The 23,908-nt window shown below is 61.8% G+C and carries 22 protein-coding genes; 10 read left to right on the top strand and 12 right to left on the bottom strand.

The features are described 5' to 3' along the window. Positions 1 to 64 precede the first annotated feature (64 nt). Positions 65 to 892, top strand: a complete 828-nt coding sequence (locus FB009_RS04385; protein ID WP_011974782.1) for an aldo/keto reductase — start codon at positions 65 to 67, stop codon at positions 890 to 892. Positions 893 to 983: 91 nt separating this feature from the next. Here the strand turns inward: FB009_RS04385 and FB009_RS04380 are convergent, their stop codons facing one another. Next, positions 984 to 1,376 carry a hypothetical protein gene (locus tag FB009_RS04380; protein WP_011974781.1) on the bottom strand — a complete coding sequence of 131 codons (393 nt, stop codon included), beginning with the start codon at positions 1,374 to 1,376 and terminating at the stop codon, positions 984 to 986. 290 nt (positions 1,377 to 1,666) lie between these two features. On the opposite strand from FB009_RS04380, the gene FB009_RS04375 reads away from it, so the two are divergent. Continuing rightward, entirely contained in the window at positions 1,667 to 3,229 is a 1,563-nt protein-coding gene (locus FB009_RS04375; RefSeq protein WP_018011893.1) for a helicase HerA-like C-terminal domain-containing protein, read from the top strand. Positions 3,230 to 3,388: 159 nt separating this feature from the next. Here the strand turns inward: FB009_RS04375 and FB009_RS04370 are convergent, their stop codons facing one another. Further along, a complete protein-coding gene (locus FB009_RS04370; RefSeq protein WP_011974779.1) occupies positions 3,389 to 3,811 on the bottom strand; it encodes an organic hydroperoxide resistance protein in 423 nt (140 codons plus the stop codon). Positions 3,812 to 3,918: 107 nt separating this feature from the next. Between FB009_RS04370 and FB009_RS04365 the strand changes: the two genes are divergently transcribed. Then, positions 3,919 to 4,395: a MarR family winged helix-turn-helix transcriptional regulator gene (locus FB009_RS04365; protein WP_011974778.1), complete on the top strand. Its 477-nt coding sequence runs from the start codon at positions 3,919 to 3,921 to the stop codon at positions 4,393 to 4,395. A 27-nt stretch (positions 4,396 to 4,422) separates the two neighbouring features. Here FB009_RS04365 and FB009_RS04360 read toward each other — a convergent pair whose 3' ends face one another. Then, positions 4,423 to 5,199, bottom strand: a complete 777-nt coding sequence (locus FB009_RS04360) for a L,D-transpeptidase family protein (RefSeq protein WP_033043067.1) — start codon at positions 5,197 to 5,199, stop codon at positions 4,423 to 4,425. Positions 5,200 to 5,468: 269 nt separating this feature from the next. After that, a complete protein-coding gene (locus FB009_RS04355; RefSeq protein ID WP_011974776.1) occupies positions 5,469 to 7,787 on the bottom strand; it encodes an EAL domain-containing protein in 2,319 nt (772 codons plus the stop codon). A gap of 226 nt (positions 7,788 to 8,013) precedes the next feature. On the opposite strand from FB009_RS04355, the gene FB009_RS04350 reads away from it, so the two are divergent. After that, positions 8,014 to 8,673 carry a glutathione S-transferase family protein gene (locus tag FB009_RS04350; RefSeq protein ID WP_011974775.1) on the top strand — a complete coding sequence of 220 codons (660 nt, stop codon included), beginning with the start codon at positions 8,014 to 8,016 and terminating at the stop codon, positions 8,671 to 8,673. On the opposite strand, the gene FB009_RS04345 is transcribed toward FB009_RS04350, so the two are convergent. From FB009_RS04345 to FB009_RS04330, 3 genes are all read right to left on the bottom strand, one after another. After that, positions 8,633 to 9,568 carry a LysR substrate-binding domain-containing protein gene (locus FB009_RS04345; RefSeq protein WP_011974774.1) on the bottom strand — a complete coding sequence of 312 codons (936 nt, stop codon included), beginning with the start codon at positions 9,566 to 9,568 and terminating at the stop codon, positions 8,633 to 8,635. The genes FB009_RS04350 and FB009_RS04345 overlap by 41 nt on opposite strands. Positions 9,569 to 9,951: 383 nt before the next feature. Continuing rightward, positions 9,952 to 10,572: a glutathione S-transferase family protein gene (locus FB009_RS04335; protein ID WP_018208798.1), complete on the bottom strand. Its 621-nt coding sequence runs from the start codon at positions 10,570 to 10,572 to the stop codon at positions 9,952 to 9,954. Positions 10,573 to 10,657: 85 nt separating this feature from the next. After that, complete coding sequence (locus tag FB009_RS04330; protein ID WP_011974772.1) at positions 10,658 to 11,668, bottom strand: asparaginase; 1,011 nt, start codon at positions 11,666 to 11,668, stop codon at positions 10,658 to 10,660. A gap of 71 nt (positions 11,669 to 11,739) precedes the next feature. Between FB009_RS04330 and FB009_RS04325 the strand changes: the two genes are divergently transcribed. Then, complete coding sequence (locus tag FB009_RS04325; protein ID WP_024311931.1) at positions 11,740 to 12,477, top strand: DUF3750 domain-containing protein; 738 nt, start codon at positions 11,740 to 11,742, stop codon at positions 12,475 to 12,477. 269 nt (positions 12,478 to 12,746) lie between these two features. Here FB009_RS04325 and FB009_RS04320 read toward each other — a convergent pair whose 3' ends face one another. The 3 genes from FB009_RS04320 to FB009_RS04310 all read right to left on the bottom strand — a co-directional run bounded on the left by FB009_RS04320 (position 12,747) and on the right by FB009_RS04310 (position 16,285). After that, positions 12,747 to 13,748, bottom strand: a complete 1,002-nt coding sequence (locus FB009_RS04320; protein ID WP_011974770.1) for an NAD(P)H-quinone oxidoreductase — start codon at positions 13,746 to 13,748, stop codon at positions 12,747 to 12,749. Positions 13,749 to 13,828: 80 nt separating this feature from the next. Then, on the bottom strand, positions 13,829 to 15,628 hold the full coding sequence (locus FB009_RS04315; RefSeq protein ID WP_011974769.1) for a GGDEF domain-containing protein: 1,800 nt from the start codon (positions 15,626 to 15,628) through the stop codon (positions 13,829 to 13,831). Positions 15,629 to 15,736: 108 nt separating this feature from the next. Further along, on the bottom strand, positions 15,737 to 16,285 hold the full coding sequence (locus FB009_RS04310) for an HdeD family acid-resistance protein (protein ID WP_011974768.1): 549 nt from the start codon (positions 16,283 to 16,285) through the stop codon (positions 15,737 to 15,739). A 143-nt stretch (positions 16,286 to 16,428) separates the two neighbouring features. Here FB009_RS04310 and betI point away from each other — a divergent pair, with 143 nt between their 5' ends. From betI to betA, 4 genes are all read left to right on the top strand, one after another. Next, on the top strand, positions 16,429 to 17,037 hold the full coding sequence (gene betI / locus FB009_RS04305) for a transcriptional regulator BetI (RefSeq protein WP_011974767.1): 609 nt from the start codon (positions 16,429 to 16,431) through the stop codon (positions 17,035 to 17,037). Between the two features lie 73 nt (positions 17,038 to 17,110). Beyond that, on the top strand, positions 17,111 to 18,649 hold the full coding sequence (betC, locus tag FB009_RS04300) for a choline-sulfatase (RefSeq protein ID WP_011974766.1): 1,539 nt from the start codon (positions 17,111 to 17,113) through the stop codon (positions 18,647 to 18,649). A gap of 1 nt (position 18,650) precedes the next feature. Then, positions 18,651 to 20,114: a betaine-aldehyde dehydrogenase gene (gene betB / locus FB009_RS04295; RefSeq protein ID WP_011974765.1), complete on the top strand. Its 1,464-nt coding sequence runs from the start codon at positions 18,651 to 18,653 to the stop codon at positions 20,112 to 20,114. Positions 20,115 to 20,311: 197 nt separating this feature from the next. Continuing rightward, complete coding sequence (betA, locus tag FB009_RS04290) at positions 20,312 to 21,961, top strand: choline dehydrogenase (RefSeq protein WP_011974764.1); 1,650 nt, start codon at positions 20,312 to 20,314, stop codon at positions 21,959 to 21,961. 2 nt (positions 21,962 to 21,963) lie between these two features. On the opposite strand, the gene FB009_RS04285 is transcribed toward betA, so the two are convergent. Both FB009_RS04285 and FB009_RS04280 read right to left on the bottom strand, forming a co-directional pair. Continuing rightward, positions 21,964 to 22,443 carry a DUF6644 family protein gene (locus FB009_RS04285; protein WP_011974763.1) on the bottom strand — a complete coding sequence of 160 codons (480 nt, stop codon included), beginning with the start codon at positions 22,441 to 22,443 and terminating at the stop codon, positions 21,964 to 21,966. Beyond that, positions 22,443 to 22,829, bottom strand: a complete 387-nt coding sequence (locus tag FB009_RS04280; protein ID WP_011974762.1) for a DUF6152 family protein — start codon at positions 22,827 to 22,829, stop codon at positions 22,443 to 22,445. Before FB009_RS04280 ends, FB009_RS04285 begins: the two co-directional genes overlap by 1 nt. Positions 22,830 to 23,106: 277 nt before the next feature. On the opposite strand from FB009_RS04280, the gene FB009_RS04275 reads away from it, so the two are divergent. Next, positions 23,107 to 23,883, top strand: coding sequence for a phosphoadenylyl-sulfate reductase (locus FB009_RS04275; protein WP_011974761.1), 777 nt, complete (start codon positions 23,107 to 23,109; stop codon positions 23,881 to 23,883). The last annotated feature ends 25 nt before the right edge of the window (positions 23,884 to 23,908 follow it).

The raw sequence follows: 23,908 nt of genomic DNA, 5'->3' as shown, positions 1-23,908 counted from the left end.
CAAAGTGCAAGTATAGGAGATCGCGTCTCGGGCCGCCCGGGCGCCAGCAGCGGAGGAGTTCTCAATGCATGCAGTCAGCTCCAATGGCGCCAATATCCCCGGCCTCGGCTTCGGCACATTCCGTATGTCGGGAGCGGAGGTGCTTCGCATCCTGCCGCAGGCCCTGAAGCTTGGATTCCGCCACGTGGACACCGCACAGATCTACGGCAACGAGGCGGAAGTCGGCGAGGCCATGCACAAGTCCGGCATTCCACGGGCTGACATCTTCCTGACCACCAAGGTGTGGGTCGACAACTATAGCCAGGACCGTTTCGTCGCCTCGGTCGACGAGAGCCTGAGAAAGCTGAAGACCGACCACGTCGATTTGCTGCTTCTGCATTGGCCAGGGAGCGACGTGCCGATGGCCGAGCGAATCGGCGCCCTGAACGAGGTGCGGAATGCCGGCAAGGTCCGCCACATCGGCATCAGCAATTTCAATATCGCGCAAATGGAAGAGGCGGTCCGGCTCAGCGACGCGCCAATCGCCACGAACCAGGTCGAATATCACCCTTATCTGGATCAGACGAAGCTCCTTCAGAGGGCGCGGCGGCTCGGAATGTCGCTCACTGCCTATTACGCCATAGCCAACGGCAAGGTGCCTGCCGAGCCCCTGCTGAAGGAGATCGGCGCGCGCCACGGCAAGACGGCGGCGCAGGTGGCTTTGCGATGGCTCGTGCAGCAGCAGGACGTGGTCGTGCTGTCGAAGACCGCGACGGAGGCAAGGCTCAAGGAGAATTTCGCGATATTTGACTTCGCACTGACGCGGGAGGAGATAGCGGCAGTCCGCGAACTTGCCCGTCCGGATGGGCGGATCGTCAATCCGCAGGGCCTTGCTCCCGAATGGGATGCGTGAGGTGAAGCATTGCGGGCGCTCATGGCGCCCGCGCCGTTACCCCCCTGGCCCGCCGGTCAGAAGGGTAATGGCCTACCTCCTCACCGGGTAATCACACGAACTGGCTGAGACCTGGAACGGATGCGACGACTTCGTCCACGACGTCCTCACCCGCCTTCTCCTTGGCAAAGGCGATGGTTTCCTTGGCGAGTGCCGTGATCTCTCCCATGCCAAGCCCCTGGCTCATCAATTGCTGTCCGAGCGCCATGACGCCGCCGCCGCCGATTGCCGACATCAGGCCGCCAAGGAGACCGCCACCGTCGCTGCCCTCGCCATTGTACCGGGCGACCAGCTCGGGTGCGCCGGGGATCGCCTCGATCATTTGGGCGACCGGGCCTTCGGCGGCCTCACGCTGCAGGAAACCAAGGATCATGCCGACCGCCTTTTCAGCCGTTGCAGCCTCGATGCCGACATTTTCCGCCACGCGCGTGACCAGTTCACTCATGGAAATCTCCTTGCTGGAATTTTGACGTGAACGTCAAGGTAAACGAACGGTGCCGAGATGACAAGCGCATCGGGCGGGTTCGCGCACCCGCAATCGGCACCTCTTCGGTATCGTTTCACGGAGCCGTTCATATGGCAATCCGGCCCTCTAGGCGCCTGCAATCATATTGCCGGGGGCAGGCGCACCGCCTATAACGGATGCACCCCACGTTTCGATGACTGATTTTATGCGACATGCGGGAAATGCCCGCTTTTATTAAGAAAAATCGACAAGACGGAGATGAAGCCCCCATGCTGCAGGAAGGCAAGATCTACATCGGAACCAGCCGCAAGCCGGACGATTCGATCAATAAAGGCGAATATCTGGAGCTCAAATTCGGCAATCGCCACGGTCTGATCACAGGCGCGACCGGGACCGGCAAGACCGTGACGCTGCAAATCCTGGCCGAGGGTTTCTCGAATGCCGGCGTACCGGTATTCTGCGCCGACGTGAAGGGCGACCTATCCGGCATCGGCGCGATGGGCGAGTCGAAGGACTTCCTGCTCAAGCGCGCGGAGCAGATCGGCCTCGAGCCTTATGATTTTCAGGAATTTCCGGTGATCTTCTGGGATCTCTACGGCGAGAAGGGGCACAGGGTCCGGACCACCATATCGGAGATGGGGCCCCTCCTTCTGTCGCGGCTGATGAACGCGTCCGACGCCCAGGAAGGTGTGTTGAACATCGCCTTCAAGATCGCCGATGAGGGCGGATTGCCGCTACTCGACCTCAAGGACCTGCGGGCGCTGCTCAATTACATGGGCGAGAATGCAGGCGAGCTATCCAATCAGTTCGGCTTCATCTCCAAAGCCTCCGTCGGCTCGATCCAGCGTGAACTCCTGATCCTGGAACAGCAGGGGGCGGAGCATTTCTTTGGTGAGCCGGCACTGAAGATCACCGACATCATGCGGACCACCAATGACGGGCGCGGCGCGATTTCGGTTCTTGCCGCCGACAAGCTGATGATGAACCCGCGGCTCTACGCAACCTTCCTGTTATGGCTCCTGTCAGAGCTTTTCGAGGAACTTCCCGAAGTGGGTGACCCGGATAAGCCGAAGCTGGTGTTCTTCTTCGACGAAGCGCATTTGCTCTTCAATGATGCGCCCAAGGTCCTCGTCGAACGCGTCGAGCAGGTTGTCCGCCTGATCCGCTCGAAGGGCGTTGGCGTCTATTTCGTCACCCAGAACCCGCTCGACGTCCCGGAGGCGGTCCTCGCCCAGCTTGGAAACCGTGTCCAGCATGCGTTGCGCGCCTATTCCCCCCGCGAACAGAAGGCAGTCAAGACGGCTGCCGATACGTTCCGCCCCAACCCCGACTTCAATTGCGCCGACGTGATCACCAATCTCGGTACCGGCGAGGCTCTGGTTTCGACGCTGGAGGGCAAAGGCTCGCCGTCGATTGTCGAGCGGACCCTGGTGCGTCCGCCGGCGTCCCGGCTCGGTCCGCTTACCGAGGCCGAGCGGCAGCATGTCATCAGCCTCAGCCCCGTGCGCGGCCTCTACGATGAGGACTTCGACCGGGAGTCGGCCTATGAAATGCTTGCCAAGCGTGCGGCCAAGGCTGCGGAACAGGCGGAAACAGCTCAGCGAGCAGAAGAACGGGCCTCTGAGGAGACTTCCGGCGGCGGCCGTTGGACACTGCCCGGCTTCGGCGACGACGCGGCGGAAGCGCCGTCGGGCAAGCGGGCTAGGACGCGCTCTTCCGGCTACCAACGGGAAACCATCGTGGAGGCGGCGATGAAGTCCGTCGCGCGGACGGTCGCGACCCAGGTGGGACGGGCTCTTGTCCGCGGCATTCTCGGCAGTCTGAAGCGTTAGGAGACAGTACCGAAGGACCGCAATCTCTCCGCTACCCTCACATGAAGAAGCCGGGCCCGCGAAGGCGTTACGCAATTGCGGAGCACGCCGAGCCACGGGCATCTAGTAGAATGAAGCCCGCAGTCGCACTCGGGCTTCAGCCTTCCGCAAGCGCTTCTGTCAGGCCACCGTCAACTTTACGTCGACATTGCCCCTGGTCGCATGGCTGTAAGGGCACACGATATGCGCCTTTTGAACAAGGTCCTCGAGCACCGCTTTTTCGACGCCGGGTGACGAAATCTCGAGTGCCGCGTCGATGAAGAAACCCGTGCCATCGTCGCGGGGTCCGATTCCGACCGTCCCCGTCACCGTCGTGTCTTCCGAGAGCTTTATCTTCTCTTTGCCGGCAACGAATTTCAGTGCGCCGAGGAAGCAGGCGGAATATCCGGCGGCAAAGAGCTGCTCGGGATTGGTGCCACGCGCACCGTCGCCTCCGAGCTCCTTCGGAACGGTGAGCGTAACGTCGAGTACACCGTCCTGGCTTTTGGCCTGGCCGGCACGGCCACCGGTCGCGGACGCGGTAGTGCGATAGAGAATGGGCATGACAGTCTCCTTCCTATGGTTGCGGATTTTATATATTGCAAAATTAAATAGCGCGCAAATTAATTTTGCAAATTGCTTTTTCTGACTGAATTTGCAACAATGATATCATGACGACGAAAGCGGCAAAATTCGACTCAGGTTCCGATGAGGCGCTGGCGCTTGGTCAGCAGCTCTGCTTTGCGGTCTATTCGGCGGCGCATGCCTTCAATCGCGCCTACAAGCCCTTGCTCGACCGTTTTGGGCTGACCTATCCCCAATATCTCGTGCTTTTGGCGCTCTGGCAGCAGGACCGCATGACGGTGAAGCGAATTGGCGAAGAGCTGGGTCTCGATTCAGGCACGCTTTCACCGCTGCTCAAGCGGCTGGAGGCGGCCGGCTATGTCCGCCGTGCGCGCGATGCGGCAGACGAGCGGCAGGTCATCGTCAGCCTGACGCAAGGCGGACGCGATCTGAAGGCCGAAGCATTCGGTATTCTACGCGATATCGGCAATGCCTCAGGCTGCAGCCTTGAGGAAGTCCGGGAGATGCGCGACGCACTGCATCGGCTGACGCAGCGGCTCGCCGGCCGCCATCAAGAAAGCTGAGGCCGCGGGGCAAATGAGCACCAGACGTCAGACGACGAGGATCGGCGACTTGTTGCGCACACGATCATAAAGATCAATCACGTCCTGGTTGATCAAGCGCACGCAACCCGATGACACCGCTTTGCCGATCGACTGCCATTCAGGCGAGCCATGGACACGATAGAGCGTATCCTGACCGTTCTGGAAGATATAAAGCGCGCGTGCCCCAAGCGGGTTGTCCAGGCCCGGGGGCATGCCCCCATTATCCGCGGAATATTTCGCCAGTACCGGCTGACGGGCCACCATCTCGTTCGGGGGCGTCCACTTGGGCCATTTCTGCTTCCATTGAATCACGCCGCGGCCCGACCATGCAAACCCTTCCCGGCCCAAGCCGACGCCGTAGCGCATCGCACGCCCGCGCGGCTGGATCAGGTAGAGATAGCGGTCGGCCGTGTCGACGACGATCGTGCCGGGAGCCTCGCCAAAAGGATCGCTGACCTCCTGACGATAGAACCGCGGATCGATCTGCCTGAATGGCACGGCCGGAACGAGGAATCCCCCGTCCTCCTGCGCTGCATAGATCTCTGCGTAATAGGCGTCCTGGGGCGGCAAGCCGATCGGTCCCTCGCCCACCGGCCCCTCATAAATGCCGCCCGGCGGGCCCCAACGGCTTTCCAGCGCAGGGTTGCGGTAGACCGGCATTGTCTGCTGGCGGAAGCGGTCGGTGTTCATCGAAGAAGTGCAACCCGCAAGCCCGGCGGAGGCGATTGCCAACCCGGATGTGCGAAGAAACTGACGTCGGGAAAAAACTGGCAGTGATGACATCGAACTCTAACGGGTTGTGCCGCACGGAAGAGAGGGTGGCGACACGGTCCACGTGCTCCATTCCGAGGGCCAGATCAAAGTGCTTCGAAGTGAATCATTGCGAAGCCGTCTCGAATGGTTATCGACAAGTCGGAACGGGACGCAAGCGGAAACCGCTCTCTGGTGGCTCCAGTTTGCATTTACGGCCGGAGCGGCACCTGTGTCAGCAAACTTCAGATCACAATACTGACACCACATTCCGCAACTGCCGGTTTCAGCCGGCGACCGGATTACGGCCGCGCGGAGGAAAGCAGGCTTTCGAAAGCCTCGGCCGACAAAGGACGGCTGAAGAAATAGCCTTGGATTTCGTCGCAGCCGGCCTTCTGGAGAAACTCGACCTGCGCCTCGCTCTCGACACCCTCGGCGATCACACGCAGGCCGAGCTTCTGTGCAAGCGAGATAATGGCGGACGTGATCGCCATGTCGTCGGCATCGAGCGGAATGTCCGTAACGAAGGACCGGTCGATTTTCAGACGGCGTACCGGAAAGCGCTTAAGCGCACTGAGGCTGGAATAGCCCGTCCCGAAATCATCGATCGCAAGGTGAACGCCGATCGCTTCCAGCGCGTGCATTGTGGCGATTGCCCCCGGCACGTCCTGCATGATGAGACTCTCGGTGAGCTCGAGCTCGAGGTAACGGGCCTCGAGCCCGGTCTCCTTCAGAATTTCCGCCACCCGCGATGCCCAGTTGCGTTCGCGGAACTGCCGAGCGGAAACATTGACGCTGATGATCAGCGGTGGCAGGCCGGCATCCTGCCAGGCCTTCAGCTGGCGACAGGCGGCACGCAGCGCCCAGTCTCCGATCGGCACGATAAGCCCGGTCTCCTCGGCGAGCGGGATGAACACCGAAGGCGAGATGATGCCGCGCACCGGGTGGTTCCAACGCAACAGTGCCTCCGCCGCGAAGATGCGCCCGGTGCCGAGATTCATCTGCGGCTGGAAATGCAGCAGGAACTCCTCCCCCGCAAGTGCCTCACGAAGCTCCTCCTGCCATTGGAGTCTTTCATGAGCTCTTGCCGCCATCTCCTCGGTAAAGACCTGTATGTTGTCGCGGCCGAGTTCCTTGGCGCGGTACATGGCCATGTCGGCGTTGGCGAGCAGTTCACCCGCCGTTCTTCCCTGGTTGGGGAAGCAAGCCACTCCCATGCTGCAGCTGACCTGCAGGGAGCGGCCCTGCAACTGCAGCGGCATGGCGATTGCAGAGCGGATGTCCTCAAGCCGCGACAGCACGATATCCCGCTCCTTCGGCAACCCGTTCAGGAGAATGATGAACTCGTCGCCGCCGACGCGCACGACAAAATCGGCTTTCCGCACGGAGGCCCGCATGCGCCCTGCGACGGCTTTCAGGAGCTCATCACCTGCCGCGTGGCCAAGGCTGTCGTTGATCAGTTTGAAATTGTCGAGGTCGAGAAAGGCGAGCACGGCGCATTGGTCCCGCTCGCGGATCTCCTCGAGCATGCCGTCGACCTGCTCTTCAAAAAGGACGCGGTTCGGCAGGCCCGTCAAGGCGTCATGGTGGGCCAAGAAACTGATACGGTCCTCCGCCCGCTTGCGCTCGATGGCGATTCCGGCGAGGTGAGCGGCCATGGCAATCAGTTCCTGCTCCTGCTCGCAAGGGGTTGCGACCTCATGTGCGTAGAGCGCGAATGTGCCGAGCACCTTGCGCTCGCGCGACAGGATGGGCGTGGACCAGCAGGAACGGAGACCGGAAGATTTCAGGAGAAGAGCGTAGTCCGCCCAGAGCGGGTCGGCGTAGACATCGGAGACGATGACCTGTTCGCCGCGCCAGGCGGCCGTTCCGCAAGAGCCCGCATTCGGGCCTATTTCCAACGCATGAACAGCAGCGCTATACGCCCGGTCGAGGCTGGGAGCAGCGCCGTGCAGGAGATGCCGGCCGTCTTCGGACAAAAGCAGGATAGAGCCTTTGATACCGGGAAGAAGTGCCTCGATCAGCAGCACCAGCTCGTTGAAGAATTCGGTCAGCGGCTTGCCCTTGGCTATCATTTCCAATAACCGGGCCTGCCCTTCGAGCAGGCGCTCCGCCGACTTCCGATCGGTGATGTCACGCGAGATGCCGACGATGCCGATGATCTTTCCGCTCTTGCTCCGCAAGGGCACTTTCGAGGTCATGAGCCAACGGTCGCGGCCCTTCGTGACGATCGCACGTTCCTCGATACCAAAAATCGGTTCGCCGGTCTCCAGCACACGCCGCTCCGTACCAGCGACCGCCTGGGCAAATTCATGCGGATGCAGATCGAAATCGGTCTTGCCGACGAGATCCTGCAGGCTTTCGAGGCCATTGTCGGCGACCGTCACCTCATTGGCGATCAGGAAACGGCCCTCCGTGTCCTTGGCATAGATGTAGTCCGGGACGTGGTTGATCATCGCCTCGAGCCAATAGTGGCGGTCGGCAATATCCGGCTGAGACGGAAACAGGCGTGCGACTTCGTCGGCGAGGCGATTGCCGGCATCGATCAGCCGGCGCGTTTCCGCATTGTCGCCCGCGTTCAGGTCGGCATAACGGATGCTGCGGGACGTCTTGTCTGCCAAGCTAAACCTCCGAGGAGCGGCGCTCGCGCAGGTTTAGCGGAAAGAGGTTATGCTTCCCTAAACTCGACTGCGAAAAATCGTCTGAAGGTTGCGGAAGAACTCTTGCGACAGCGAGTGCGGCTCTGCGATGCGCATCAAAACATTTCATGCAACCTATCACCGAGATCGCCTTTTGCCGCGGACGGCAATCGCCTAAGAGCTTGCCAGGCAAACGGAGGAGAGATCAATGCTGACGATCTATGGAGTCTACCGCTCGCGCGCGTCGCGCAACTACTGGATGGCACGCGAACTCGGCATTCCCTTCAGATCGGTGCCGGTGATCCAGGCGCGCCGCGTCGCCGACCCTCTGGCCGCAGACGCCCCCCTCAATACGAAATCGCCTGGCTTTCTCGCCGTAAACCCGATGGGCCTCATACCCGCGATCGATGATGACGGCCTGGTGCTGACCGAATCGCTTGCCAACAACCTCTACCTCGCCCGGAAACATGGCGGACCACTGGCACCCGCCGATGTCCCGGAGGAAGGGCAGATCGGCAATTGGACGATGTGGGCGGCGACGGAGGTCGAGCCGTATGCGGTCGAGATCGTTCTTGCTTACGACAAGGGGATTGAGAACACGCCGGAAGGACAGACCGAAATCGCTGCCTGTGCGCGCGCGCTCGAAAGGGCCTTTGCCGTGCTCGAAGCACACCTTGCAGGACGCGACCACGTGGTGGGGGGTCGCTTTACTGTTGCGGACCTCAATCTCGCTGAAGTTTTCCGTTACGCGATGAGCCAGACGACCCTTTTCGACAGCCATCCTCAGGTGAAATCGTGGCTGGCGCGCTGCCAGTCCCGTCCCGCTTTCAAGGCGATGATGGAGGAGCGGCTGAAGGAGCCGGAATAGAAGCGAGCTGGCGCATTCCTTCCTCGACCTCCTCGCGCACCCAGCGCTTGAAAGCCAGCGCGCCCTTGCTTTCTCGGCGTGAGGCGGACGTGACGAAGTAGTGCCCGAAGCCGGTTTTGGCGCGAATGCCGAAAGGTGCCACCAGAGACCCCCTCAGCAGCGCGTAGCCGGCAAGCGTCTGCCAGGCGAGCATCACCCCCTGCCCGGCAATGGCTGCATCGAGAGCGAGGGAAGCATCGTTGAAGGTGTGGCGCACCGTCATGGCCGCACCGGAGACGCCGGCCGCGTCCAGCCACAGCTCCCAGGAAAACATTGCGTGCGCATCGATCACTGCCGGCAGTTTCAATATATCGGCGGGCTTGTGCAGCCCGGCAGCGAGCGCCGGCGAGCAGACCGGAAAAACCTCCTGCTCAAGCAGCAGCTCCGACCGCACGCCCGGCCAGCGGCCTGCTCCGACGCGGATACCGAGGTCGACATCGGAGGTTTCGAGATTGGCGAGCGTCGTGGTCGCGTCGATCCGCAGCCGGACGTCCGGATTGTGCTCGGCGAAGCGGTCCAGCCGGTAGACGAGCCAGCGAGCTGCAAAGACCGGAGCCACCGACACGGTCAAAACCGATTCATCGCGGCGGCGTGCCTGTGCGACCGCTTCTGCGAGTTCCCCGAAGGCGCTCGACAATCGCGTCAGAAGCGCCCGCCCGCTATCCGAAACCACAAGGCCGCGCGGCGTACGTTCGAAGAGCGTGCGCCCGAGTTGCGCCTCCGTCTTGGCGATCTGCTGGCTGACAGCACCCGGCGTGACGCCAAGCTCCTCCGCCGCAGCGGCGAGCGAGCCGAGGCGGCCGACCGCTTCGGTCGCACGCAACCCGTTCAGATGAACCGCGCTCAACTCCTTCATATAGCTTTTCTAAACCGCCGCAGTGGCAATCTCAATTGTAAACTACGGCGAAGGGGAGGATGCTCCTGGCTGGCGAGGCCCGGAGTTAGACGCTGCCGGGCAGCAAACCCTCCGCCTGCGCGACAGGCATCGAAAGGCTGACCCATGCTGAAGGTTTTCTCAATGCTCAAGCGCCCTGAGGCCCACGCCGACGGTTCTCGGGGACCCTCCTTCTGTTGGCTGCGCGACCCTCTCCAGCATCCGGACCTCGCCCGCATGGATGAACGGGAGCTCGCGGATCTGCCGTTCCCCGGATGGCCATGGCCGCGTCCTGCGGTGGAGGTTTACTGCGAGCGGAGGTGAACAAGGGCCTCCGCCTTCGGCTCCTCCTAACCCTTACGCCGCTACGCCTGCACTGCGGCGAGAACCTTTGCCACGGCCTGACGTTCGCCCATCCGGTTGCGATGGTCGAGGATACGCGGAAAGCGCGCCGGGTCGACGCCGTCAGACTCGAGCCAGCTTGCGATGGTGAAGAGATAAGGGTCTGCGATCGAATAGGAATCGCCCAGGACGAAGGGGCCGGCAAACATCGTTCGTTCGATCAGCGCGAAGCAGTCGCCCATATTCTGCGGCACCTTGGCCTTCATTGCCTCCTGTGCTGCCGGATCATCCGCCCACCGCCCGGCGCGACGCGCATGGGCATGGGCAACGTGGACAGTCGAGCAGAGATAGCTGACAAACGACTGAAGCCGCGCGAACTCGAAAGGATCGTCAAGCGGCGCAAGCCGCGCCTTCGGGAAGCTCTGGGCGATATATGCGAGAATGGCAGGGGTTTCGGTCAGAATACCGCGGTCGGTTACCAACGCGGGTACCCTGCCCTTCGGATTGATGGAGAGATAGTCCGGCTTGGTCTGCTCGGCCTTTGAAAAATCGACGCGATGCACTTCATAAGCCGCACCGGCCTCCTCGAGTGCGATATGCGAGGCAAGCGAGCAGGTTCCGGGCGTGTAAAACAGTTTCAGCATCGTTCTTCCTCCCAAATTGTGCGGCTGAAGCGTGTCTCTCAGAGAAAAGGATATCGCTACGACTGACAAGGCCAGCCATTGCGGATCAGGCGGCAAAGGCCTCCGTCACCACCCGTACGTCCCCGACGTGCATTCCGTTCCAGTTGCGCATCGCGTGATTGGCCTGCGCCATCAGCGCCGCATGGATCTCCCGATCTTCCGTAAAGAACCGAGCGAGCGTTGCCGCGACCATCGCCTCGGCGGCACGGGTCGTGCCGTCCTCGCATTTCAGCGCGATGCCGACGCCCTTTTCGGGTATCGCCGCACAGAAGACGCCTTCGGCGCCGGTCTTCGCAAAGATTCGGCCGGGAGCCGTCTTCATAAGGCGTGTGCAGGCACGCCTGGAACCGGCAACATAAAAGGGTTCGGCCATGCAGGCGTCGATCAGACGCTTCGAGGCCCGGGCCCGCTCCGTCCCGAGGCCGACTCCGCTCGCCATCTTTGCAAAGCCGCGGGCAAGACCCCTCATCGAGAGCGCGTAGGCCGGAATCGAGCAACCATCGATGCCGCAGTCGTCGCGACCGAGGACAGCTCCCGTCAGCTCCGTCATGACCCCGCGGATCTCCTTCTGAAGCGGGTGGTCGTAGCCGATATAATCTTTGACCTCGGTGCCGGAATGGCAGCAGGCACAGACAAAGCCCGCATGCTTGCCGGAGCAATTGTTGTGGAGTGCGCTTGGGGCTTCGAGGGAGCGCGCCTGCGCGATCAGCGTCTTCTGGTCGGAGGACCAATGGGCGCCGCATTCAAGCGCGTGGACGTCCCGCCCCGCTGCCGCGAGCATCGAGGCGGCGAGCGCCACATGTTCCGACTCCCCGGAATGCGAGGAGCAGGCAAGTGCCAGTTCCCGGTCCCCGAACCCGTAGGCGTCGGCGGCACCGCTTTCGATCAGCGGCAGGGCCTGCATTGCCTTGCAGGCCGAGCGCGGAAAGATGCGAGCATCCGCTTCACCGAGCGAAAACAGTGTCTTCCCCTCGGCATCGACGGCGACGATCATGCCTCGATGGCGGCTTTCGACCAGATTTCCGCGCGTTACTTCGACCAGAACGGGATTCGACATCGCCTGCCCTCAATTTTCCAAGATTCGGATATGCATCTATCAGGAATCACATGGCAGAAAAGTCACCGTCGATGAAATTCATCCGCAAGCTCCTTCTCGCTTTCGCCGTCGTCTACCTGCTTCCGGCACTCGCGTCGGCGGGCCTGTGGTACCTGAAGGAGCGGCCGCAGAGTTGGCACGACGCGGATTGGTCTTCATCAGGTATCTTAACGGAAGCAGCTCACGGCCCGGAGGCGGCGATATATGTCTTCTCGGCGACCACCGGAGGCATGAAGGGGGCAGTGGCGAGCCACGCCTGGATCGTCACCAAGACTGAAGGGGCGCTCGCCTATGACCGATATGAAAAGGTCGGCTGGGGCAGGCCGATCCGCAAGAACGCCTATCCGGCCGACGGACGCTGGTACTCGAACGAGCCCCGCATCGTTGTTGCTGTCAGGGGTGAAGAGGCCGAGCGCCTGATCCCGAGGATCGAAAAGGCGATAGGGGCATACCCTTACTCGTCCCCGGGCGCCTATCGTCTTTGGCCCGGCCCCAACTCCAACACCTTCATTGCCCATGTCCTGCGGTCCGTGCCGGAGCTCGACGCGGTCCTGCCCCCCGATGCGGTCGGACGCGATTATCTGCCCGAGGGAAAACTGTTCCATGTCGACGCCGACGGGCTCGACCTGCATGCCACGCTTTACGGGCTTGCCGGCATTTCCGCAGGCTGGCGCAGCGGCCTGGAACTGCATTTCATGGGATTGGTGGCCGGCTTCGATATCGCGCGACCCGGAATCAAGATACCGGCACTTGGCCGCTTCGGCATCTGATGCCGGGCAGCTCCGGCGGAACTGGAAAAGGGCCGCCTTTCGGCGGCCCTTCCATGAGCTTTGGCCTCAAAATGGCCGGGCGCTACGGCCCCAGGAAGGCGGCTATCAAGCCAAGGGCTGCCTCGACTCCTTCACCTCTCCCATGCCCTTTACGAGGTCCGAAATCTCATTAGACATTGGATCACCTTCCTTTCTGTTCGTTGACGTTGAACATAACGTAATCGATCCTTGCACCGATACAAGGGCGACCATCGTCTTATTGTGTTTTGCTACCCGATCCGCATCACGATCTTGCCGATATGATCGCCCTGCTCCATGAGCCGATGTGCGTCGGAAATCTCCTCGAACGGCAGGACGGCCTGCACGACAGGAGCAACTTCGCCCCCCTCGAGCAACGGCCAGACCCTTGCCGCGAGCCCATCACGGATGGCCTGCTTCTCGGCGGCGGTGCGGGGCCGGAGCAACGAGCCCATTATACGCAGCCGCTTCATGAGGATCGGCGCGATATTGCCGCCCTCCACCCGCGCCCCGCCGAGGAAAGCAATGATGGACAGACGCCCATCCTTGGCGAGGCTGCCGATGTTGCGCTCGAAATAGGGTCCACCGACCATGTCAAGAATGACGTCGGCACCGCGGCCGCCGGTCTCTTCCAGCACGACAGCCCTGAAATCCTCCTCACGATAGTTGATCGCGCGTTTCGCCCCGAGCGCCTCACATGCCTTGCACTTGGCCGCGCTGCCGGCGGTTGCGAAAACCTCCGCACCGAGAGCTTTCGCAAGCTGAATAGCCGTCGTGCCGATGCCGCTCGATCCGCCATGGACGAGAAATGTTTCACCTGACTTCAGGCCTGCCATGTCGAAGACGTTGGCCCAGACGGTAAAGAAGGTCTCGGGCAAGGCTGCAGCCTTCACGGCATCGTATCCCTTGGGCCAGAGAAGTGCCTGCGTGGCGGGGACGGCGCAATATTCCGCATAGGCGCCGCCATTGGCGAGAGCGCAGACTCTGTCGCCGATAGAGAAACCGCTCGCGCCGTGGCCGAGCGCAACCACCTCGCCTGCAACTTCGAGCCCGAGGATGGGGCTCGCCCCAGCGGGCAGCGGGTAGTCTCCCTTGCGCTGCAGGACGTCGGGCCGATTGATGCCGAAGGCTTCGACGCGGACCAGAATGTCGCCGGTCCGGACCTCGGGCATCGCCCCTCGCGCCAGCACCATATTCTCCGGCCCTCCGGGGCCAGGCAGATCGACATAGGTCATTTCTGTCGGAAGGGTCATGACGGCATCCTCGCAAAACGGTTCCGCCTATACCTATAGCCCTCTCGCCGTTCGGGAAAGATCGCCTCGCATCCATCCGCTCAGGTACGGTCGAGCGGCTCCAGCACGACGCCATTGTCGCTTTCCTTGGCGCGCGTCTTTATCTCCGCGATCCGCTTGCTGACAGCCTGGCCATCCGAGAGCACAAGGCCTTCCGGCAGCACGAGGACGGCGATGGAACAGCGCATCAGGGGAAAATCCTTTGTCACTCCATCGCGACCATATCCGCTGATCCGTCCCGCCGACACATGCTCGGGCGAATAGAGTTGGCGGACGTCCGAACGGAAATCGTCGATCAGACGTCTAAGGACGGCCCGGATCTCTTCCTCGGTACAACCGTCGATACCGATGAAGAAATCGTCGCCTCCAACGTGACCCAGGAACTTTTCCTCGCCGATGAAATGACGCCGCAGAAGCGCCGCAAAGAGGGTGATCGCGAGATCTCCCTTCTGAAAGCCGTAGGTGTCGTTGAAGGGCTTGAAGTCGTCAAAATCGCAATAGCAGAAATAGCGGGCCCGGTCGCCGTCCAGGACTGCATGCTGGACGTAATCGCGGATCGCCCGATTGCCGGGAAGGCCAGTCAACGGATTCTGCTCCTGTGCCATCTTCAGCTGCTTCTCGTTGATGATCTTCAGGAGCGACGAAGCCGAGAGAATCCCGGCATAGCGCATGTTCTCCGTCAGGATGACACAATCGCTACCATCCATGCCTGCGAAAATCTTGAGCATTTCGTCCGCGGGCGTATCGAGGTCGGCGATCGGCGCGGGCGTTACGAAATGCGAGATGCGGCGCTGATAGATGCGGTTTTTCAGGAGGTCGCGACCGAAGGGATGATAGATCATCTCCTTGACGTGGTATTCGTGCAGGATGCCGCGGGGTTCTCCATTGGCATTCAGCACCGGAAAGAAAGCCTGTCGCGGATTGAGCCGGAAAAGGTCGAACACGGAATCGAGGTCGTCGCTCTCCCTCGCCGCCGGAAGCTGCTCGATTTCCTTCCGGATCAGGATGCTGTCGAGCGTCGAGGAGGCCCGCCGGATGCTGCCCACCGGCTCGAGATGGGAATAGACGGCCTGCAGTTCCGTGAGGTGCGTCGTCGGCCGGGCGATGAAATAGCCCTGCATGAGATCGCAACCCAAATCGCGGCAAACGAGAAACTCCGACTCCGTTTCCACACCCTCGGCGATCACCCGGGTCCCGAGTACGTGGGCCATGTTGACCGTGTGGCGAACGAGGTGACGTTTGCGTGGGTCCTTGTCGATGCCAGAGACGAAATGCCGGTCGATCTTGACATAATCTACCGGCTGATCGCAGAGCAGCTTCAGGCCGTTGAACCCGGCGCCGAAGTCGTCGATCGCGAGCTTGAAGCCGGCAAGCCGCAGTTGCCGCACGAGCACCGAAAAGTCCGGCATATTGCTGCTGTCGAATCGTTCCGAGAGTTCGAAGCAAAGGGAGGATGGCGGGATATTCGCACGCTTCAAGTGGTTGACGAGGCGATCGACGATGTCCCCCTCGTCGCCGACGAGCCGTGCATCGAAATTGAGGAAGAGCGTACGCGCCGAGAAATCGGGAAGGTTCGCGAAGGCGGCGACGGCGCGGCTGTTGATCAGGTGCTCGAGCGCCAGCAACTGCCCCGCGCTCTCCGCCCTGTCGAGCAGTTCGACCGGTGAGGCAAACCCCAGCCGTTCGAAGCCGCGCATCAGGGATTCATAGCCGAACACCGCCCCGGTCGTCGCTTCTACGATCGGCTGCAGGGCATTTTCGATGACGAGTTTGGCAAGCGTCACGATTTGGTCGTCGCCGAAGCGGCGGAGCGACAGGACTTCTGCGGGGGCGGCCGACATACCGGGCTCCAGGGAAAGGACACACAAACGCGCGCCAGCATCGGAGCCAATAGTCAATGAAATCTTTCGCGAAGATGAAAGTTTCATGAAGGTTCGGAAGAGGTCCGGTCAGCCCCTTGCGAGAACGCCGAATGCGATCGAGGCGAGCCCCTGCATGACAAGATCGACCGCCAGGAAAAGGCCCAGAATCCAGAGGCTGTCGACTGGCCAACCGGCGGCGATGATCAGCCCGGCGAGCAGCGTGACGAGGCCGCCGATGACCATCCAGCCCCAACCCCCGAGTGGCCGGAGCCTGAAGCCGACCCACATGCGGAAGCAACCGGCGGCAATCAGCGCCACGGCCAGAAGGAAGGTCAATATCGATGAGGCGAGCACCGGATTGATGAAGGCGAAGAGGCCCGCGCCCGCATAGAAGGCGCCGCTCATGATCCAGTAGAGGACGCTTCCCCAGTTCTTGACCTGAAAGGCATGGGCGAGATTGAGCAGGCCGCCAATGAGCATGATGAGGCCGACGTAATAGACCGAGGCGACCGTTGCCATCAGCAGGTTTCCGAAGGCGATGCCGCCGCACATGATCAGAAGGACGCCAAGGGCGACGAACCATACCCATTTGCGGGCCACCGCCTCCCTGCCTGCGGGATCGAATGCCTGAGCCATTTCAACCTCCAGTCTGCTCATGAGCGTGGACGCTTCCCGATGAGTGAGCCGGATTTCCGAGAAAAAAGAAAGGCAAAACGAAAGAATTGTTATTGATTGACGGATCAATCAAAAATAAACTGTCGGGCAGAGGGGTTTCGAACATGCCGAAGATCGGAATGGAGCCGGTACGCCGAAAGGCGCTTGTGGACGCGGCGCTGCGCGTGATTGGCGATCAGGGTACGCTTGCCGTCACCATGTCCGAGATCGCGCGGACCGCCGGGGTCTCGCCCGCCCTTGCGCATCATTATTTCGGCAGCAAGGACCAGTTGCTGATCGCCACCATCCGCAGCCTTCTCGGCAAATTGCGCGACGATGCGATAAGCGCGATGAAGGCTGCGACGACGCCGCGCGAGCAGGTGAGTGCACTGATCCGGGTGAGCTTCCGCGCCGATCAATTCGCGCCGGAGACGGTCGCAGCCTGGCTCGCCTTCTATTCGGAAGCGCAACGTTCGGAGGAAGTGCGGCGCCTGCTCGTCATCTATGCACGCCGGCTGCGCTCCAACCTGCTAGCAGGCCTGAGAACGCTCTGCGCCGCAGATGACGCAGAGCGCATTGCCGAGGGCACCGCTGCGATGATCGACGGGCTCTACATCCGGCAAAGTTTGAAATCGGCGCCGATCAGCATCGAAGCCTCGATCGCGCTCACGGAAGACTATGTGAATGCGCATTTGAAGGCGGGTGGTGGGGACTACCCCTCTCCTCGGGTTTAACTCGAGGAGAGGGGTAGTTTCCACTCGAAACAAGCGAAACTTGCAAGAATTCGAACCATTGAGGAACCGACAAGTGACCACCGGGAAGCCAAACATTCTGATCATCATGGTGGACCAGTTGAACGGAAAGCTCTTTCCGGACGGGCCTGCCGACTTCCTGCATGCGCCCAACCTGAAGGCGCTGGCCAAGCGATCGGCACGCTTTCGCAACAACTACACCTCGTCGCCCCTGTGTGCCCCCGCCCGCGCGTCCTTCATGGCGGGCCAGTTGCCGAGCCGCACGCGGGTTTACGACAATGCGGCCGAGTACCAGTCCTCGATCCCGACCTACGCGCATCACCTGCGCCGGGCCGGGTACTACACGGCGCTTTCCGGCAAGATGCACTTCGTCGGCCCGGACCAGTTGCATGGTTTCGAGGAGCGGCTGACGACCGATATCTATCCGGCCGATTTCGGCTGGACACCGGACTACCGGAAGCCCGGCGAGCGAATCGACTGGTGGTATCACAATCTTGGCTCCGTAACCGGAGCGGGTGTCGCCGAAATCACCAACCAGATGGAATATGACGACGAGGTCGCGTTCCTCGCAAACCAGAAGCTCTACCAGCTTTCGCGAGAAAACGACGACGAAAGCCGGCGCCCCTGGTGCCTCACCGTCTCCTTCACACACCCGCACGACCCCTATGTCGCGCGAAGGAAATTCTGGGACCTCTACGAGGATTGCGAGCACCTCACGCCCGAGGTCGAAGCCATCCCGCTCGACAAGCAGGACTCGCATTCGCAACGCATCATGCTCTCCTGCGACTACCGGAATTTCGACGTGACCGAAGAAAATGTCCGCCGCTCGCGCCGCGCCTATTTCGCCAACATCTCCTATCTCGACGAGAAGGTCGGCGAATTGATCGATACGCTCACACGGACGCGGATGCTGGACGACACGCTCATCCTCTTCTGTTCGGACCACGGCGACATGCTCGGCGAGCGCGGCCTCTGGTTCAAGATGAACTTTTTCGAAGGCTCAGCGCGCGTGCCGCTGATGATTGCCGGACCCGGCATCGCGCCGGGCCTCCATCTGACACCGACCTCCAACCTCGACGTGACGCCGACGCTTGCGGATCTCGCCGGCATCTCGCTCGAGGAAGTGGGACCCTGGACCGACGGCGTCAGCCTCGTGCCGATGGTCAACGGCGTCGAGCGCACGCAGCCGGTGCTGATGGAATATGCCGCCGAAGCCTCCCATGCGCCGCTGGTCGCCATCCGCGAGGGCAAGTGGAAATATGTTTACTGCACGCTCGATCCGGAGCAGTTGTTCGACCTGGAGGCAGACCCGCTGGAACTCAGCAACCTCGCTGAAAAGCCGCGCGGCCCGGTCGACCAGGCGACGCTCACGGCCTTCCGAGACATGCGCGCTGCGCATTGGGACATGGAGGCCTTCGATGCCTCCGTGCGCGAAAGCCAGGCCCGGCGTTGGGTGGTCTACGAAGCGCTTCGAAACGGCGCCTACTATCCCTGGGACCACCAGCCGCTGCAGAAAGCTTCGGAGCGCTACATGCGCAATCACATGAACCTCGACAATCTCGAGGAATCCAAACGCTATCCGCGAGGAGAATGAGATGAGAGCCCAACCGAAAGCCTCGCACTTCATCGACGGCGAATATGTCGAGGACGCCGCCGGCACGGTGATCGAAAGCATCTATCCGGCGACCGGCGAAGTGATCGCCCGCCTCTATGCTGCAACGCCCGCAATCGTCGAGAAGGCGATCGCCGCGGCCAAGCGGGCGCAGCCGGAATGGGCGGCGATGAGCCCGACGGCTCGCGGCCGCATCCTGAAGCGGGCCGCCGAGATCATGCGCGAGCGCAACCGGGAGCTCTCCGAACTAGAGACGCTCGACACGGGCAAGCCCATCCAGGAAACCATCGTCGCCGACCCGACCTCGGGCGCCGACAGCTTCGAGTTCTTCGGGGGTATCGCCCCGGCCGCCCTCAATGGCGATTATATCCCGCTCGGCGGCGATTTCGCCTATACGAAGCGGGTACCTCTCGGCGTCTGTGTCGGCATCGGCGCCTGGAACTATCCGCAGCAGATCGCCTGTTGGAAGGGTGCGCCTGCCCTCGTCGCCGGCAATTCGATGGTGTTCAAGCCGTCGGAGAACACGCCTCTCGGCGCGCTGAAGATCGCCGAAATCCTGATCGAAGCGGGTCTGCCGAAGGGCCTGTACAACGTCGTTCAGGGCGACCGATCGACTGGACCCCTCCTCGTCAATCATCCTGACGTCGCCAAGGTATCGCTGACCGGCTCGGTGCCGACCGGCCGCAAGGTCTATGAGGCGGCCGCGGCCGGACTTCGCCACGTCACGATGGAGCTCGGGGGCAAGTCGCCGCTGATCGTCTTCGACGATGCCGATCTCGAAAGCGCGATCGGCGGCGCCATGCTCGGCAATTTCTATTCGACCGGTCAGGTCTGCTCCAACGGCACGCGCGTCTTCGTTCAGAAGAAGATAAAGCAATCCTTCCTGGCGCGGCTGAAGGAGCGTACCGATGCGATCGTCATCGGGGACCCGATGGACGAGGCGACGCAGCTCGGGCCGATGGTATCCACGGCGCAGCGTGACAAGGTCTTCTCTTATATCGAGAAAGGCAAATCGGAGGGCGCGCGGCTCGTGACCGGCGGCGGCATCCCCAACAATGTGAGCGCCGAAGGCACCTATATCCAGCCGACGGTCTTTGCCGATGTCACCGACGAGATGACCATCGCGCGCGAAGAAATCTTCGGCCCGGTCATGTGCGTGCTTGATTTCGATGACGAGGCGGAGGTCGTCGCACGCGCCAACGCCACCGAATTCGGCCTCTCCGCCGGCGTCTTCACCGCCGACCTCACCCGCGCCCATCGCGTCGTCGACCGGCTGGAGGCCGGAACGCTCTGGATCAACACCTATAATCTCTGCCCGGTCGAGATTCCGTTCGGCGGATCCAAGCAGTCCGGCTTCGGGCGCGAGAATTCAGCCGAAGCGCTCAAACACTATACCGAGCTCAAGACCGTCTATGTCGGCATGGGACCGGTCGAGGCGCCGTATTGAAGATCAGTTCTCTTGATCCCTCATCCTCGGGCGAGGGAAGCGAGTTCCGGGGATCCAGCAACGTCACGTGGGTGGCGCGAAAGAGTATTTCCAAGCGACAGACGCCGCTTGGCTGGATTCCTGTGACGAGCACAGGAATGACGGAGAAGAAATAAGCCGCGGTCACGGATAAAGACATAGAAGAAAGACCCACACTCATGCAGGCAGATTTCGTCATCATCGGTTCCGGCTCGGCGGGCTCGGCCCTCGCCTATCGCCTGTCGGAAGACGGCGCGAATTCGGTCGTCGTGCTCGAATTCGGCGGCTCGGACGTCGGCCCGTTCATTCAGATGCCGGCGGCGCTGGCCTGGCCGATGAGCATGAACCGTTATAATTGGGGCTACCTCTCCGAACCCGAGCCGAACCTCAACAACCGGCGCATCACCGCGCCGCGCGGCAAGGTGATCGGCGGCTCCTCTTCGATCAACGGCATGGTCTATGTCCGCGGGCACTCGGAAGACTTCGACCGGTGGGAAGAACTCGGCGCAAAAGGCTGGGCCTATGCGGACGTGCTGCCCTATTACAAGCGGATGGAGCATTCGCACGGGGGCGAGGAGGGTTGGCGCGGCACCGACGGACCGCTGCACGTGCAGCGCGGCCCGGTCAAGAATCCCCTTTTCCACGCCTTCATCGAGGCCGGAAAGCAGGCCGGCTTCGAGGTCACGGAGGACTACAACGGCTCGAAGCAGGAAGGGTTCGGGTTGATGGAGCAGACGACATGGCGGGGCCGCCGCTGGTCGGCCGCATCCGCCTATTTGAGGCCAGCGCTCAAGCGCCCGAATGTCGAGCTCGTCCGGTGCTTCGCCCGCAAGATCGTTATCGAGAACGGCCGGGCGACCGGCGTGGAGATCGAGCGCGGCGGCCGCACCGAGGTCGTCAGGGCCAATCGCGAGGTGATCGTCTCCGCCTCCTCCTTCAACTCGCCGAAGCTCCTGATGCTCTCCGGCATCGGCCCCGCCGCGCATTTGCAGGAGATGGGCATCGACGTGAAGGCCGACCGGCCCGGCGTCGGCCAGAACCTGCAGGACCACATGGAATTCTATTTCCAGCAGGTGAGCACCAAGCCGGTTTCGCTATATTCTTGGCTGCCATGGTTCTGGCAGGGCGTTGCCGGGGCACAATGGCTCTTCTTCAAAAGAGGCCTCGGCATTTCCAACCAGTTCGAGTCCTGCGCCTTCCTGCGCTCGGCGCCCGGCGTCAAACAGCCGGACATCCAGTATCATTTCCTTCCCGTCGCCATCAGTTATGACGGCAAGGCGGCAGCGAAGTCGCACGGCTTCCAGGTGCATGTCGGCTACAATCTCTCCAAGTCGCGCGGCGACGTCACGCTTCGCTCGTCCGATCCGAAAGCCGACCCGGTGATCCGCTTCAACTATATGAGCCATCCCGAGGACTGGGAGAAGTTTCGCCATTGCGTGCGGCTGACCCGCGAGATTTTCGGCCAGAAGGCGTTCGACCTCTATCGTGGCCCGGAAATCCAGCCGGGCGAGAAGGTCCGGACCGACGAGGAGATCGACGCCTTTCTGCGCGAGCATCTCGAAAGCGCCTATCACCCCTGCGGCACCTGCAAGATGGGCGCGAAGGACGACCCGATGGCCGTGGTCGACCCGGAAACCCGCGTCATCGGTGTCGATGGCCTTCGCGTTGCCGATTCCTCGATTTTCCCGCATATCACCTATGGCAATCTGAACGCTCCCTCGATCATGACCGGCGAAAAGGCCGCCGACCACATCCTCGGGAAGCAGCCTCTCGCCCGTTCCAACCAGGAACCCTGGATCAATCCGCGCTGGGCGGTGAGCGATCGGTAGGATCACTCGGACAGGAAGCCTATCCAGCGGCCGGAAAGGACCGCGCCGGTCCAGATCGACATGGAAAGCAGTGCCGAAACTCGGACGCTCAGGGAGAGCGGCCCGCCTTTGACGGCATCGCGCCATTGCGGCGTCATGTGCAATAGGACGGCGTTGAGGACGCCAATCGCCAGCAGCGTCATCTTCGTCAGGAATGCAGGGTTGCCGGCATATTCAACCGGACGAACGCTGAAGAGGCAGAGGCCCGTGGCCATGGCGGACGCGATGCCGATTGCCGCCGCGCGCGAAAGATAGGGTCCGATCACTCCGACCGGCACGTCGGGAAAGAAGCCGAGCAGCCGCAGGTCGAGCGGCAGGATCGAACCGACGATGATCCCGATCGAGAGTATGTGGGCGGCATTCACGAAAATATAGAGCACTGCGGAGCGCCGTATCGCCCCGGCGACGGGCAGCGCCCCGATCCATGTCAGCGCCTCCTCCATCAGTTCGTCCGAATGCGCTCCGAATAGATATCGTAGACCTTTCCGGCAACGGTGATCCGAACGGCCTTCATCCTCTTTTCGTTTCGGTCGAGCGAGCGGTTGCCGAGAACCACGATCGGATCGCCGGCCTTGGCAACCCCTTCCACAAAGCCGGACCGCTCGGTGAGCCGCGGGTTGCCGAGTTCGACCCGCCAGGTGCCGTCATTCTGCGTCTCGACCCGAAGAGTCGGATGCGGCGGCGCCATCGCGATCTCGAGGATCGTTCCTGAAAGCTCTACCTGATCGGCCTCCGCCCAGGACCAACCGTGATGCGCGGCGGCGCCCGTCACGAGAAGAAGGCCGAGAGCCACTCCAGCCAAAATGCGGGACGGCAAGGATTTTGTCATATCGTGTCTCCTTTCGTGGGCTCACTGGGTCAGTCTGAAAGTGGAGCACGCGCAGCAAACGGACAGAGCATTCAACGATTGTTGAACGGCAACACCACGGGCGCAGACAGGCGGTCCCGTTAATCGCAGAAAGTAATCTACTGAATTACTAGGTTTTCTTAGAACTTTATGGATCAGAGAGATATTTGCTCTGATCCTTGAGCAATAGAAATCCGTTTTTCTGTCCATTGACACGAACGGCTGCCATATTCCGTGCAAATTGCAACAGGATGCAGCCATGACGACGCAATCCCTCAAAGCAGAAGTGGCGGCCTTCGAAGCCGAAGCAAAGGTCCTGAACGACAGGCTCGCGGATCTGGATCTTGCCGGACGGCTGGCGCTCGTGGCCGGGCTCGCAGGCCGTGCGGTCTTCACCACCTCGCTCGGCATAGAGGACCAGGTCATTACCGCCGCGATCGGCGGCGATCATCTCGACATCCAAGTTGCGACGTTGAAGACGGGCCGCCTCTTCAACGAGACAGTGGCCCTGATCGACAAGACCGAGGAAACCTATGGTATCCTCATCAAGCGCTATTATCCCGAAAAAGCCGACATCGACGCCTATGTGGCGCAACACGGCATGAACGGTTTTTACGAAAGCGTCGAAGCCCGGCATGCCTGTTGCGGCGTGCGCAAGCTGAAGCCGCTTGCGCGCGCGCTCGACGGGGCAAGCTACTGGATCACGGGCCTGCGCCGCGGGCAGTCGGGCAACCGTGCCACGACCCCTTTCGCCGAAGCCGATGCTGAGCGCGGGCTCATCAAGATCAATCCGCTCGCCGACTGGGACATCGAGACGATCCAGGCCCATGTCGCGGCGGAGGGCATTCCCGTCAATCCGCTGCACAGTCGCGGTTATCCGTCGATCGGTTGCGAGCCCTGCACCCGTGCCATCAAGCCCGGCGAGCCGGAGCGCGCCGGACGCTGGTGGTGGGAGAACGACGAGAAGCGCGAATGCGGCCTGCACGTTCCGGAAGCGGCTTCCTCGATCATTCCGAATGCCAGCAACGCGGCCTGAGCGCCAGACGACACACCCGAAGACC

The organism is Sinorhizobium medicae (genome assembly GCF_007827695.1).
GTDB classification, from domain to species: domain Bacteria; phylum Pseudomonadota; class Alphaproteobacteria; order Rhizobiales; family Rhizobiaceae; genus Sinorhizobium; species Sinorhizobium medicae.
The sequence above is the reverse complement of the archived record's forward strand: the minus strand, read 5'-3'. Positions and strand labels throughout refer to the sequence as shown.